The sequence below is a fragment of the Streptomyces sp. NPDC057854 genome (assembly GCF_042797055.1).
In the GTDB taxonomy this organism is placed as follows: domain Bacteria; phylum Actinomycetota; class Actinomycetes; order Streptomycetales; family Streptomycetaceae; genus Streptomyces.
The window spans coordinates 45,437-59,580 of record NZ_JBHVMF010000011.1 but is presented as its reverse complement, the minus strand read 5'-3'; the positions used below and the strand labels follow the sequence as shown (position 1 = coordinate 59,580).

At 72.3% G+C, this 14,144-nt stretch carries 7 protein-coding genes; 4 read left to right on the top strand and 3 right to left on the bottom strand.

The features are described from left to right. Positions 1-174: 174 nt before the first annotated feature. On the top strand, positions 175-1,257 hold the full coding sequence (locus ACFVQZ_RS17635) for an Lrp/AsnC family transcriptional regulator (RefSeq protein WP_383623504.1): 1,083 nt from the start codon (positions 175-177) through the stop codon (positions 1,255-1,257). 123 nt (positions 1,258-1,380) lie between these two features. Here the strand turns inward: ACFVQZ_RS17635 and bla are convergent, their stop codons facing one another. Next, positions 1,381-2,313 (bottom strand): class A beta-lactamase, encoded by a 933-nt coding sequence (bla, locus tag ACFVQZ_RS17630; protein WP_383623501.1) that lies wholly within the window; start codon positions 2,311-2,313, stop codon positions 1,381-1,383. A gap of 267 nt (positions 2,314-2,580) precedes the next feature. After that, positions 2,581-4,179 carry a penicillin-binding transpeptidase domain-containing protein gene (locus ACFVQZ_RS17625; RefSeq protein ID WP_383623498.1) on the bottom strand — a complete coding sequence of 533 codons (1,599 nt, stop codon included), beginning with the start codon at positions 4,177-4,179 and terminating at the stop codon, positions 2,581-2,583. 105 nt (positions 4,180-4,284) lie between these two features. Between ACFVQZ_RS17625 and ACFVQZ_RS17620 the strand changes: the two genes are divergently transcribed. Together ACFVQZ_RS17620 and ACFVQZ_RS17615 are read left to right on the top strand one after the other, a co-directional pair. Next, positions 4,285-5,226, top strand: a complete 942-nt coding sequence (locus ACFVQZ_RS17620; RefSeq protein WP_383623495.1) for a LysR family transcriptional regulator — start codon at positions 4,285-4,287, stop codon at positions 5,224-5,226. Next, positions 5,223-6,125: a serine hydrolase gene (locus ACFVQZ_RS17615; protein WP_383623493.1), complete on the top strand. Its 903-nt coding sequence runs from the start codon at positions 5,223-5,225 to the stop codon at positions 6,123-6,125. Before ACFVQZ_RS17620 ends, ACFVQZ_RS17615 begins: the two co-directional genes overlap by 4 nt. A 323-nt stretch (positions 6,126-6,448) precedes the next feature. Here the strand turns inward: ACFVQZ_RS17615 and ACFVQZ_RS17610 are convergent, their stop codons facing one another. After that, complete coding sequence (locus ACFVQZ_RS17610; protein WP_383623490.1) at positions 6,449-7,072, bottom strand: hypothetical protein; 624 nt, start codon at positions 7,070-7,072, stop codon at positions 6,449-6,451. A 799-nt stretch (positions 7,073-7,871) separates the two neighbouring features. Between ACFVQZ_RS17610 and ACFVQZ_RS17605 the strand changes: the two genes are divergently transcribed. Beyond that, positions 7,872-14,123, top strand: coding sequence for a DNRLRE domain-containing protein (locus ACFVQZ_RS17605; protein ID WP_383623487.1), 6,252 nt, complete (start codon positions 7,872-7,874; stop codon positions 14,121-14,123). The last annotated feature ends 21 nt before the right edge of the window (positions 14,124-14,144 follow it).

The window sequence follows — 14,144 nt, the reverse complement described above, 5'->3', positions numbered from 1 at the left end:
CACCCCCGTATCGCCGGATTCCACTTCCCGGCGCGCATGCCCCGCCCGAATCCGCCGCCGCACGAGGACGGCCCGGCCATGACGACCCGAGGTCGAGTCAGGCGGTCGGCCCGTGATCCGCTACGACGGACCGGGGTCCAGCGGCCCTTCTGTTCCACCGGCGGCGCTGACAGGATGAGCACCGTGCTGCCCACCGCCGCCCCCGCTCCTCCCCGGCCACCGTCCCCCGAGGCGTCGTCTCCGGCTCTGGTCACCGAACTGAGCGAGATCGACCTGGCGCTGATCGAGGCACTCCAGCTGCAGCCCCGCGCCCCCTGGTCGCGGATCGCCGCGGTGATCGGGATCGACGCCACCACCACCGCCCGGCGGTGGCGACGGCTCACCGACAGCGGCGCCGCCTGGATGACCGCCTACCCCACCCACCACGCCACCGTGGTCGGCTACGTCGACCTCGCCTGCGAAGCAGCGGCGGTGGACCGGCTGGCGGAGCGACTGCGCCAGTGGGGACCGGTCTTCAGCCTGGAACGCACCACGGGGCCCCACCAGCTGTTCCTGTCGGTCGCCGCCCGTGACCTGCCCTCCCTCGACGACCTCGTCCACCGGCGGCTCGGCGCCATGGACGGCGTGCGCGCGGTGCGGCTGAGCGTGTGCACCGGGGTGCACCGGGACGGCAGCGGATGGCTGGTGCACACGCTCAACGAGCAGCAGCGCTCCGACCTGACGGGCGGCAGACGGCCCGCCCGGCCACGACCCGGCACCGGGCCCTACGAGAGCGACCGCAGGCTGCTGCGCGCCCTCGGCGTCGACGCGCGCAGCAGCCACGCCGAGCTGGCCCGGACCTGCGAGCTGAGCGAGACGACCGTGCGGCGTCGGCTGCGGCGGATGACCGACCACGGCGAGATCTACTTCCGCTGCGACCTCGCCCAGCACCTGGCCGGCTGGCCGGTCGTCGCCACCTTCCGGATCGCCGTGCCCGGGCCCGGCGTGGACGCCGTGGCCCGCTCCCTGGCGGCCCTGCCCGAGACCAGGGTGTGCGCCACCGTCACCGGGACCGACAACCTTCTCCTGTCGGTGTGGTTGCGCACACCCGCGGACTGCGCGGCACTGGAGGAGCGGATACTGCACCACCACCCGCGGCTCGCGGTGAACGCCCGCACCCTGACCCTGCGCACCGACAAGCGCATGGGCCGCCTGCTCGACCCCTGGGGCCGCGGCACCGCACACGTGGCCATCACCGCGGCCGCCCTGACACCGTGACCGCGACCCACCTGATGCGCACGCACGGAAGGATGAGCTGCGGCCCGACGTGAGCAAGCCGGTCCTCCAGAAGCAACGTCCACGCCACGGTGAGGGGACAGCCCCTCACCGTGCGCGAGGCCGTCAGCCGAGTTCGGCCGCGAGGAGGGCTGCCGTGGCGGCCACCAGCGGATGGTCGCCCACGGCGTCCTGCTCGTGCTTGGTCGTCAGGACGGCCAGCAGGACCGGAGTGCCGTCCGGCGTCCAGGCGATGCCGACGTCGTTGTTGCCGCCGTAGCTGCCGCCGCCGGTCTTGTCCGCGAGGATCCAGTCGGCCGGGAGGCCGGCCCGGAACCGTTCGAGGCTGGTCGTGTTGGCCAGCAGCCAGCCGGTGAGCCGCTCCCGGTCGGCGCCGGCCAGCGCGTCACCGAGCACCAGGCGGGCGTACGTGCCGCCGATGGCGCGCGGCGTGGTGGTGTCCGTCCGCCGCCACGGCTCCGCCGAGTTGAGCTCGGGCTCCCAGCGGTCCAGCCGGGTCCGGCCGTCGCCGATCGAGCGGCAGAATGCGGTGATGGCCGTCGGACCGCCCAGCTCGACGAGCAGCAGGTTCCCCGCGGTGTTGTCGCTGTGGCAGATGGTGGCGTCGCACAGCTCGGCGACGGTCATGCCGTTCGCGATGTTCGGGGCCGTTTCGGTGATGGGCGAGTAGCCGGACCGACCGACGTACGCCGCGGTGTAGTGGATGCGCTTCGCCAGGAACTCGCCGTCCCGGTCGAGATCGCGCAGCACCGCCGCCGCGGCGACCGTCTTGAACAGCGAGCACATCGGGAAGCGCTCGTCCGCCCGGTAGGCCACCGAGCGTCCGGTGCGCATGTTGCGGGCGTACACGCCCACGCGGGCGGCGTGGCGCTGCTCCAGCTCCCTCAGGCGCGCGGTGACGCCGTCCCGCCCGGCGGCGGCGTGGGCCGGCGCACCGAGGGGCAGAGCGGTGCCGAGGGCCGCGCCGAGGCCGAGGGCGAGCGCGGTACGACGGGAGGGGTGGGGTCCTGTGCTGGTCACGTGTGTTCCCTTCCACATGAGTGTCGGTCGGTCAGAGTCCGGACTGTCGCCGGCCGGTCCGGCGCCGGGTGGTTCCGTCGGGTGGACATGTCTCCTCCCTGGCCCACCCGCGTACAGGAACGCAGGGGTTCCTGTGCTCGGACCTCGTCTTGCATGGTCAGTCCGTGGCGGAGCGCGCTTTCTCGGCGGCTCCGTCGCGAAGAGTGCGTAAGGCCGTTCGGACATCGGCGTGTTCGGGGCAGAGGGCGATTTTGTCCGCATCGCCTTCACGCGCCCCGGGTTCGGCTAGGGCGTCCCGGCCGCGCGGAGGAAGCGGGCCGCGACAGGGCCGGCGTCGGCACCCCCGGAGCCGCCGTCCTCGAGCAGGACCGCGAAGGCGAGGTCTCCGCGGTAACCGATGAACCAGGCGTGGGTCCGGGGCGGGGTTTCCGTGCCGAACTCCGCGGTGCCGGTCTTCGCGCCCGGTTCGCCGGGGATCCCTCGCAGCGCGGCGCCCGATCCCTCGGTGACGACCGACCGCATCATCGTCCGCAGGCTGTCGGCGACACCCGGCTTCAGTGCCCGGGGCGCCGTCGCCCGCTGTTTCACCGCGGAGGGTACGAGGACGGGCTGGCGAAAGGTGCCGTCCTTGACCGTGGCGGCGACCGAGGCCATCACGAGAGGGCTCGCCTCCACGCGTCCCTGGCCGATCATCGCGGCGGCCTTGTCGTTGTCGCTGGTGTTCGCGGGCACCGAGCCGTCGAAGGTGACCGCTCCCACGTTCCATTCGACTCCGATGCCGAAGGCCGCCGCGGTGTCCTTGAGGGTCGTGGCGCCGAGCCGTCCTCGCTGGGCGATGAGGCCGGTGTTGCACGAGTGGGCGAAGTCGTCACCGAAGGTCGAGCCGGCAGGGAGCTTGAACAGGTCCTGGTTCTCGAAACGCTGCCCGGCGACCGTCTCGTACCGAGGGCACGGCATGGGGGAGTCGACGCTGAGCCCGGTCTCCAGCAGTGCGGCCGCGGTGACGACCTTGAAGTCGGAGCCGGGCGGGTAGCGGCCGATCAGTGAGCGGTTCTGCCCGGTGCGGGGGTTGTCGGCGGCGGCGAGTATCTCGCCGGTGCTGGGGCGTATGGCCACGAGAGCGGCGTTCTCGTCCACGTCGTCGAGCGCCCGCTCCGCGGCCTGCTGGACATCCCGGTCGAGGGTGGTCGTCACGTTCTGCCCCGGGCGGCCCTCGCCGCTGTGGAGCGTGGCCAGCACCCTGCCGGTGCTCGTGCCGACGATCGCGACGGTCTGGACGGGGCGGCCGCGGAGCCGGTCGTCGTAGCGGTACTCCAGGCCGCTGCTGCCGGGGCTGCCGACCAGGGCGGGGGCGAGTCCGTCGAGTGGCCGGCCGTCGGCGGCGAGGATGTCGCCGCGTCCGGAGCTGCCTTCGCGCAGGGCGAGCTTGCTGCCGTCGGTCAGACGCGGGTGCATCAGGGCGGAGCTCCACCGCACCCGCATCTCTCCCTCCTGCTCCACGACGGCGGCAGAGCTCTCGAACGACCACCGGCCGCCCTGGAGGTCGTACGTGGACCGGAAGCGGTACGTGCCCGTGGATCCCTCCGGGGCCTCGTGCTCGAAGGAGACGGGTACCGGGAGGTCCTTGCGGAGCTGTGCCAGCCGGGCCTGCGCAGCGGACGGTTCGGTGGTCAGACGGGCCGCCTGGCCGATGTCGCCGCTGGACCAGGCGGAGAAGAACGTCTCGAGAGCGGCAGTCCGCTCGTCGGGGACGTCCTCGCCCAGGAGGCGCCACGCGATGGTGGCACCTGCGGCCAGGCCCACCAGGGTCACCAGCAGGAGGAGCACGGGCCGGCGCGAACGGCGGCGCCTGCGGTGGGGATAGGGGTCGAAGTGATCGGGCATGGCGCCTACGACAGCAGCACTTCACGTCACCGGTCCAAGAGCACTATGCAGCAGACGCCCATAGCGATACGACTATGATCGCAGGTTGTGGACCTGATCAGGCACGTGCGCTACTTCGTCGCTGTTACAGAAGAGCGACACTTCGGCAGAGCGGCGGCGCGGCTCGGACTCGCCCAGCCGACGCTGTCGCAGCGCATCCAACGGCTGGAGAAGGAGCTGGGAGTCCGGCTCTTCGACCGGTCCGCGCGCGGCGTCGACCTGACGGAAGGGGGCCGCCTTCTCCTGGCGGAGGCCCGGCCCCTGCTCGAGCGCGCCGACGGCTTCCTGGCGGTCGCGGGCCGGGTGCGCAGCGGTACGGCGGGTGTGCTGCGCGCCGCGGTGCCGCAGGAACTGGGCAGCGCGGTGGTGGCCGCACTGGTCGGAGAGTTCGGCCGGCGGTCCCCCGGCGTGCGGCTCGACCTCTGCGAACTCTCGGCGGGAGACCAGCTCGACGAGCTGCTGGCGGAGACGCTCGACGCCGGCGTCCTGCGGCATCCCTGCGAGGTGGCGGGCCTGGGGCTGGGAGTGGTGATGTGCCGCCCGCTGGGCGTGCTGATGGCCGGTTCGACCGGTCATGGTCCTGTCGAACTCGCGGCCCTGAACGGCCGGGACCTCGTGCTCTTCCCTCCCGAGTTTGGACCGGCCGTGCATGCGGAGATACTGGGAACCTGCCGGCGGCACGGCTTCGAGCCGGGAGCGGTCATCGCGGGGCGGGACGCGGCGTTCCTGGACGGCATGGTCCTCTCCGGCACCGCTGTGACGTTCGCGCCGCGGGCTCGCGCCGTCCCACCGGGGGCGGTGTGGCGTCCTCTGGCCGGGGCGCCGCTGATGGAGCAGGTGTCCGCGGCGTGGTTGCGCGGACGCCGGGAGGACCCGGCGGTGCGCCTCTTCGCCGAGGTCCTGGAACGCGTACTTGCAGAGCGAGGAGACATGGTGCCTGTGGCGGAGACGGCGGTGGCACGGCGGCTTGCGCGGCCGCGCCCGGCGTACGACGGGTTCCCGGTGTGAGGGGCACATCCTCCGGCGGCGGGCCGGAACGCCGCATTCGAGGCGCCTTCGCAGACGCCCAGGTCACCGGCTGGCTGCACGCGATCGACATCGACAGCGGGGCCGAAGTGGCGGTCGGGGCCGACAGCCTCGTCAGCACGGCGAGCGTCCACAAACTGTGCCTCGCGGTCACGGTGCAGCGCCTCGCCGACGCGGGCCGGCTCGACCCGGCGGAACGGCTGGAGATCGCAGCCTCGGAACGGACCCCGGGCCTGACCGGCCTGTCCATGCTGCGGGACCCCGTCACCATGTCCCTGCGTGACCTGCTCGCCCTGGCCCTCACCGTCAGCGACAACGCGTCGGCGGATGTCCTGTTCGCACGGGTCGGTGTCGACGCGGTCAACACCGCCATGCGCGAACTCGGCCTGGACCACACCGTCGCCGTCCACACCACCCGCGAGCTGATCGAATCCATCACCGAGGACTGCGACGGCGACGAGTCACTGCTCCAACTCGACCCCGGCGTCCTGACACGTCTGCGCGTGCTCGACCCCCTGCGCACCAACCGCAGCACCCCACGCGAGATGACGAGCCTGCTGCGGGCGCTGTGGCGTGATGAGGCGTGCTCACCCGAACGAGCCGAGGAACTGCGCCGGATCCTGAACCTGCAGGTATGGCCCCACCGGCTCGCCTCAGGATTCCCCTTCGACGACGTACGCGTCGCCGGCAAGACCGGCACGCTGCCCACGCTGCGCGCCGAGGTGGGCGTCGTCGACTACCCGGACGGGGGACCGTACGCGGTGGCCGTCTTCACCCGCGCGATCCGGACCGCCGCACGGCAGCCCGCGGCGGACGCCGTCATCGGCACCAGCGCCCGCATCGCCGTAGACCACCTGCGCGCGCTGCGATCCCCGGCGTGAGCGACCGGAGAGCCGCCGGGCGTCTTCGTCCCGACACACCGCCTCAGTTCACGAGTGGTGCCAGGTCTTCCTGAACGTCTCCGGGGGGGGGGGGGGGCGGGGCGGGGCGGGGCGGGGGCGGGGCCGGTGCACGTGGCCGACTGCCGCTCCGACTCCAGCCGCCTGACCGGCAGGAACTCCCGGCTCCGCTCGGCGTGGGGCCGAGCGGAGCCGGGAGCGGGCAAGGTCCGGGACAGCCGCCGGGCCGACGCCTTCAGGGACCCGCGCGCGGCTTGTTCCGGATCATCGTTCAGGACCACCACCGCTGACCAGAAAGCCCTCTCTCAGTACCCCAAGCCGGCGTAGATGCTGACGCTCTTGCCGTTGTCCGTGGCTCCGACGCACAGGTCACGCCGATCGAGCAGCCAGCCGTTGGTACGGCAGCTCTCCCGCTGGAGACCCAGCTCGCGGATGATCTCCTGGCGGGACAGGCCGGCCTCACTGGTGACCGTCGCGACGCGCCAGCAGCCGCCGGACCCGCAGCTGACGTCTTCGTCGACCAGGCTGATGCCCGGCGGCAACGACGGGAGGGCCTTGGACGGCGGGGCCTCCGAACCATCGCTGATCAACAGCGCGTACAGGAGGCCGACCACGAGAGTGAGGGCGAACTGCACCCCCAGGAAGCCGATCGCCCCGTTGCGACGGGAGACCCATTGCGGCGAAGGCGAGCTCCCGCGCCGTCCCTCCCACCCCGCTCCGCAGGCGATGAGCAGAGGCGCGAGAGCCGTGAACACGAGATGGGCGTCGGGTCTGGGAGCGTCGAGCCAGCCCTGCTGGACACCGACCAGCAGACCGGCTCCGGCGAGCAGCAGGCCCCCGACCGCGCATCCGACGGAACGGGTGCGGGCGATCGCCATCCAGACGACGGCGGGCGCGACAGCGAAGAGTAACCCCAGGACGGTCAGCATGTACGGGGGGACGTGGGCCCCCGAGCGCCCGGTTCCACCCGGCCGGAGCGGCCTGCCAGCCGCCCCGGCCATGACGTCCAGACCCAGGCGCGGCCGGGCCGCATGAAGACCTGCCAAGCCCCCCTTGGGTGGGTTCTGTCGTCACGTGTCACGCCCACATCAGGAGACTCCCACCCAACGCAGCAGGGCTCTTAGCGTCGCGCTGGGAGCCCTGCTGCTGTTCCGGGACCGTCAGACCTGTCGGGTCCAGCAGGTCTGGCTGTCGGAAAGCCGTCTCGTGTCGGGAGCCGTCTGCAGCAGCGTGGTCGCCTCAGCCACGAACGCCTCACGGCTGGCAGAGGAGGTTTCCTGCGCCTGCCGGTACGTGTCGTACCGGCCGCGCCCGGAGTCCTCTTCCGAGGGGGGATGTACCGGGCGCCGATGCCCGTGGCGGTTTTCCGGCAGACCGGCGGTGCCGGGCGGGGTCCGACGGGACTGGTCTCCTGCCCGTTGCATGTAGGTGACGACCGCACGCCGCCGCCCAGCCGCGCAGCGCCCCGAACTCCGAAGAATCGCTGCCGCTTTTCGACGCACCACCAAACCCGGATGCACCCGTCGCGGTCATCCCGAATTTCCCGAAGAACCGACGCCAGGTCAAAACGCCTCAACCTCCTTACGCCACCGCCCGTTCCGAGCTGAGTTTCCGTCAGGGTGCTTGTCTCGAAGGGGTAACGAGGAGGGGGGCGGTGTGTGGGGGACTTGAGGGCATGGTGTGAGGTTTCCCAGGTCAGCACCCTTCGCATAGAGGATTGCGCACCACGTGAACCACTCCATATCCCGGTCCGGCGGCGCCTCGGCGCCGTCGGACCGGCGCTCGGGCGGGCGGCTCCGCGCCGTCGCCGCCCTGGCCGTCGCCGCTCTCACGGCTCAGACGGCCGTGGCCGCTCAGGCGGTCGCCGTGCCCGAGAGCACCCCAGCCACCGTCACGCCGGCCCTCGGTGCCGCCGAGGCACAGAACGCTTCCACCGCGCACCTGTTGGCGCGGCTCCAGAAGCGCGCGATCGAGATCCTCGACGAGCGCACCGACTCCACCAGCTCGTACGCGCTGCCGAACGGCAGCACGTCGGTGCGTTCGTACACCGGTCCCATCCGGGTCAAGGACGCGGCCGGCCGCTGGCAGACCATCGACACCTCGCTCGTGGACACGGGCACGGCCGTCAGGCCCAAGCGGGCCGCGGCCGACGTGACGCTCTCCGACGGCGGCTCCGGCGAGCCCCTGGTCGAGGTGGCCCGCGGCACGCAGTCGCTCGGCATCGGCTGGGCGGGCAAGCTGCCCGCGCCCGAGCTGAGCGGCTCGACCGCCACGTACAAGGGCGCCGTCGAGGGCGGCGACCTCGTCGTCACCGCCCTCAAGGAGGGCTTCTCGCACTCCGTCGTCCTCCATGAGAAGCCCAAGGGTCCGGTGGAGTACCGGATACCGGTCGAGGCGAGCGGCCTGACCCTGAAGGAGACCGCCGACAAGCGGCTGCGCTGGGACGACTCCCGGAACAAGGCGAAGGCCACCGCCCCCGCCCCGGTCATGTGGGACTCCTCCTACGACCGCGCCTCCGGCGACGCCCGGCACATCGCCGCCGTCGACGTCCAGGTCGAGAAGGGCGAGGACGGCGAGGGCCAGGTCCTGGTCCTCAAGCCGGACGCGACGTTCCTCGCGGACCCGAACCTCGTCTACCCGGTGACGATCGACCCGACCGACTCGCTGATGGGTCCGGTCACCGACACCTGGATCCAGTACGACGACTACCTGACCTCCCAGCGCGGCTCGACCGAGCTCAAGGCGGGTACGTACAACGGCGCCGAGAAGGCCCGTTCCTTCCTGCAGTTCAACGTGGACAAGTACAAGGGCAAGGTGATCACGGACACCGATCTGCGCCTGTACTCGTCCTACTCGTCCACCTGCACCACCACGAACTCGGGCAACGAGGTCCGCCGGATCACCGGCGCCTGGGACCCCTCGGCGATCTCCTGGTCCAACCAGCCGGCCACCACCACCGCGGGCGCCGTGGTGAACAAGGCCGCCAAGGGCTACAGCACGAGCTGCCCGGCCGGTCACGTGTCGTGGGACATCGACGCCATCGTCCAGGCCTGGGCCGACGGGCAGCCGAACCACGGCGTGCGGCTCGCCGCCGTGGACGAGACCGACGTGCTGACCTGGCGCCGTTACCACTCGGCCAACCAGACCGACGGCTCCCACAACGCCGCGTACGAGCCGTCCCTCACCGTCACGTACAACACCAAGCCGGGCGCCGCGACGCCGCTCTCCCCGCTGTCGGGCACGTCGACCAACGACACCACGCCGACTCTGACGGGCAAGGCCACCGACGCCGACGGCAACACCGTCCAGCTCACGTACGAGATCTGGACGCCGACCGGCACCGCCGCCGTGCAGACGGGCAAGTCGGCCTTCGTCGCCTCCGGCGCCAACGCGCCGTGGACGGCCGCGACCGCGCTGGCGCCCGGCAGCTACAAGTGGCGCGCCGCGGTCCACGACGGCACCAGCTGGAACGGCACCTGGTCCGCCTGGCAGACCTTCACGGTCGACACCGCCAAGCCGGCCGTCACCGCCGTTTCCTCGGCCGACTTCCCGGCCGGGCAGTGGTCCGGCACGCCGAACGCCGACGGCGACTTCACCGGCTCCTTCACCTTCACGCCGCCCACCGCGGACGTGAAGGATGTCCAGTACCGGCTCGACTCCGGCGCCTGGATCACCGCCGCCACCACGGGCGCGGCGGTCACCAGGTCCCTCGTGTTCAAGGCGGGCGCGCACACCCTGACCGCGCACACCCGTGACGCGGCGGGCAACGTGTCGGCCGACACTGTGTACTCCTTCTCCGCCGGCAAGGGCGCGGCCCTGGTCTCCCCGGCCGAGGGCGACCGCCCGGCCCGCCGGGTGACGCTGGCGTCCGAGGGCCGCACCACCTACACGAACGTGCGCTACCAGTACCGGCACGGCGAGGCCGACGCCTGGAAGGACGTGCCCGTCGCCGACGTGCGCCGTTCCCTCGACGGCGCCACGGTCGGCACCTGGCCGCTCGCCGTGACCGGCGGGAAGCCGGCGTCCCTGTACTGGAACATCACCGACACCCTGGCCAACGACGGCCCCGTGGACATCCGCGCGGTGTTCGGCGAGGGCACCACCACCGACGCCTCCCCGGAGGCCGAGGTCGTCGTCGACCGCAACGCGGGCGAGGCGCCGACCGCGCAGGTCGGCCCCGGGTCGGTGAACCTGCTGACCGGTGACTACAAGCTGAGCGCCAAGGACGTCCAGGCGTTCGACGTGGCGGTCAACCGCACCGCCTCCTCGCGCGCCAACCCCGACGACTCGGAGGGCCAGTCGGCCATCTTCGGCCCCGGCTGGGTCTCCTCCGTCAGCGCCGAGACCTCCGGCAGCGGCTACACGCAGCTGCGGAAGACGTCGGCGACCTCCGTGGAGATCGTCGACGCCGACGGCGGTTCCACCGCCTTCACCGCCAAGGCGGGCGGCGGCTGGGAGCCCGAGGCGGGGGCCGGCACGCTGACCCTGACCGGCTCGCTCACCGGTGACACCTTCACCCTGAAGGACACCGACGCGACGGTCACCGTCTTCGCGAAGGCGGGTACGGGCGCCACCACCTGGACGCTCGCGACCTCCGCCGCCGCCGTGGACGACTCGACGGTCGCCGTCGTCTCCGAGACCGTCACCCAGAACTCCGCGACGGTCGTCCGTCCGAAGTACCTCATCTCCCCCACCGAGGCCGTCCCGGCCGCGACCTGCCAGGCCGCGCCGTCCACCAAGGGCTGCCGGGTCATCGAGTTCGTCTACGCGACGGCCACCACGGCCACCGGCTGGTCGACGGCCGCCGACTTCGGCGACATCGCGGGCCAGGTCAAGGAGATCAAGCTGTGGGCCACCGACCCCGGTGCCGCCTCCGCCCGGGACGAGGTCCTCTCCCGCTACCGCTACGACAAGTCCGGGCGGCTGCGCCAGCAGTGGAACCCGCACTACTCGCAGGCCACGCAGGTCCAGTACTCGTACGACGCGGCCGGCCGTGTCTTCTGGATGATGCCGGGCACCGAGCAGCCGTGGAACTTCCACTACGGCAAGGCCGGTTCGTCCCTCACCGCCGGTGAGGGCATGCTCCTGAAGGTGACCCGCCCGACCCTGAAGCAGGGCACGGTCGACACCGCGGAGTCCACCGCGACCAGCACCGTCGTCTACGACGTCCCGCTGACCGGCGCGGCCGCGCCGCGCACGATGGACCGGGCCACGGTCGGCGCCTGGGCGCAGAACGAGGTCCCCACCGACGCGACGGCCGTCTTCCCCGCCGACTCCGTCCCGGCCTCCTCCACCGGAGCCGACCTCGCCGCGGGCGGCTACGGCCGCGCCTCGGTCACCTACATCGACGCCAACGGGCGCGAGACGAACACGGCCACACCCGGAGGCGGTCTGACCACCACCGAGTACGACGCCTTCGGCAACGAGGTGTCCTCGCTGTCCGCCGCCAACCGCAACCTCGCCCTCGGCACCGGTCCGGACGCGGCCGACCAGCTCTCCGCCCTCGGCATCGCGGGCCTGAGCACCGCCGAGCGGGCCGAGCGGCTCTCCGCCTCCACGGTGTACTCCGCCGACGGCCAGCGGGTGCTGCACTCCTACGGCCCCCTCCACCTGGTCTCCCTCGCGGGACCGGTCGCGGCATCCGGCGCCAACCCGGCCCTGCCGGCCGGCGCGCTCGTCCCCGCCCGCGAGCACACGGCCAACAAGCACGACGAGGGCCGTCCGGCCGACGCCGCCGTGTCCGGTCTGCCCACCTCCTCGGTCACGGGCGCCGCGATCGAGGGCTACCCCCAGGACGCCGACACCCGGACCACGGTCACCACCTACAACTGGGCCACCGGCGAGGACCTGCTCACCCGTGACGCCGACGGCAACCAGCTGAGCAACACCCGCTCCACGTACCGCGCGGACGGCAAGCTGGCCACCACCAGCCTCCCCGCCTCGAACGGCACCGACGCCGGCACCCTGACGTACACGTACTGGACCGCCGGCGGCACCGGAGCGTGCGCCGGACGCCCGGAATGGGCCGGCCTGCTGTGCCGGACCGAGCCCGCGGGCAAGGTCACGGGCGGCACGCCCGCCGACGCGCCCACCACCGCGTACACGTACAACCGCTGGGGCGGCGTGGCCACCACCACCCGCACCGCCAACGGCGCCACGCTGACCAGCACCGTCACCTACGACGACGCCGGCCGGCGCGCCCGGACGAGCTCGACCGGCGGTCCGGGCACGGCCGTGCCGGAGACCGTGTTCACCTATGACCCGGAGACCGGGAAGACGACGGGCCAGACGTCCGGCGGGAAGACGATCTCGTACCGGTACGACACGCTCGGCCGTCTCGTCTCGTACCAGGACGGGGCGGGGAACACCGCCACCACCGAGTACGACCTGCTGGACCGGCCGGTGAAGTCGGCCGACTCCACCGGGGCGAGCACCACCTACGGGTACGACCCCGCCGGCCGGCTGGCCACGCTCACCGACTCCGCGGCGGGCACCTTCACGGCCGGCTACGACGCCGACGGCCGGCTGGTCACCCAGGCGATGCCGGGCGGCTACCGGCTGAAGGTGACCACCGACCCGGCCGACCGGACGACGGCCCGCGAGTACACCGACGCCGCCGGCACCACCGTCCTCGCCGACATCGCCGAGCACCGCGTCAACGGCCGCATGGCCGGCCACAGCCAGACCGACGGCACCGGCGTCTCCACCGACCTCGTCTACGACGCGGCCGGACGGCTGACCGGCGCCACCGACACCTCCGCGGCGGGGTGCTTGGCCCGCACCTACGGCTTCGACGCCAACAGCAACCGGACGTCGAAGTCCACGACCCGGGACGACTGCGACGGGGCCACCGCGGACGCGGCCGTCACCACCGAGTCGTACACGTACGACAGCGCGGACCGGCTCACCGGCTCCGGCCGGACGTACGACGCCTTCGGCCGTGCCACCACCGACGGCACCGCCACGCTGGAGTACTTCACCGGCGACCTGCTGCGGTCGGAGACCGTCGGCACGCAGCGCCGCGTCTGGGACCTCGACGCCGCGAGCCGGCCCGCCGTGGCCACGACCTGGGCCCGGGGCCAGGACGGCGTGTGGAACGCCGCCGGAACCGTCACCCAGCACTTCGGCGACGACTCCTCGAACCCCGACTGGGCGGCGCACTCCGACGGCACGGTCACCCGTTTCGTCAACGACCTCACCGGCGGACTCGGCGCGATCACCGGCCCCGGCGGCGGCGTCGTGCTCCAGCTGGCCAACCTGCACGGGGACATCGCGGTCCAGCTCGACCTGACCACCCCCGCCGGCACGTCGGTCCAGCGCTACGACGAGTACGGGCTTCCGGCCGAGGACACCCGCGCGGCCCGCTACGGCTGGCTCGGCTCCACCCAGGTCTCCAGCGAGACCCTCAGCGGCCGGGTCCTGACCGGCGCACGCGTCTACGACCCCGCCACCGGCCGCTTCCTCCAGGCCGACCCGAAGTACGCGGGCGGCAAGAACGCCTACGTCTACTGCGGCGGCGACCCGGTCGGCTGCAGCGACACCAGCGGCCTCGCCGACTACTACCGCTACTACGACCTGGGCAGGACCGGCGCGTCGGACAAGTCCGTCTTCAAGTACTGGAAGAGCCACTTCAAGGCCGTCTTCCCGATCCCCGGCCGCCCGAACAAGATCACCCGGGAAGGACAGGACTTCACCCTCCGGCCCGTCGTGCTCGGCGTCTCGTGGTACTTCCCCGTGAACGTCAACAGCATCGGCAAGAGCTACCTCCAGCTCGGCGCCCGCTTCGGACACCCCGACTGGCCCGGCGGCTGGGTCGGCTTCGACCTCTACAAGAAGAAGGGCCGGATGAAGCTGGAGATCCGCGGTCACCTCGGCGGTGGCGCGGCAGTCCTCGGCCGGAGCTTCAACGAGGCGATGGCGAAGAAGTACTGGGACAAGCTGGGCAGCAACCTGCGGAAGGTCGTCCGCGACAAGTTCTGACCCGGACCGGCTCGGCCTGGA

Coding starts and splice junctions, on each gene's coding strand:
- ACFVQZ_RS17635 (WP_383623504.1), top strand. CDS start 175: ATGAGCACCGTGCTGCCCACCGCCGCCCCCGCTCCTCCCCGGCCACCG.
- bla (WP_383623501.1), bottom strand. CDS start 2,313: ATGTGGAAGGGAACACACGTGACCAGCACAGGACCCCACCCCTCCCGT.
- ACFVQZ_RS17625 (WP_383623498.1), bottom strand. CDS start 4,179: ATGCCCGATCACTTCGACCCCTATCCCCACCGCAGGCGCCGCCGTTCG.
- ACFVQZ_RS17610 (WP_383623490.1), bottom strand. CDS start 7,072: ATGCTGACCGTCCTGGGGTTACTCTTCGCTGTCGCGCCCGCCGTCGTC.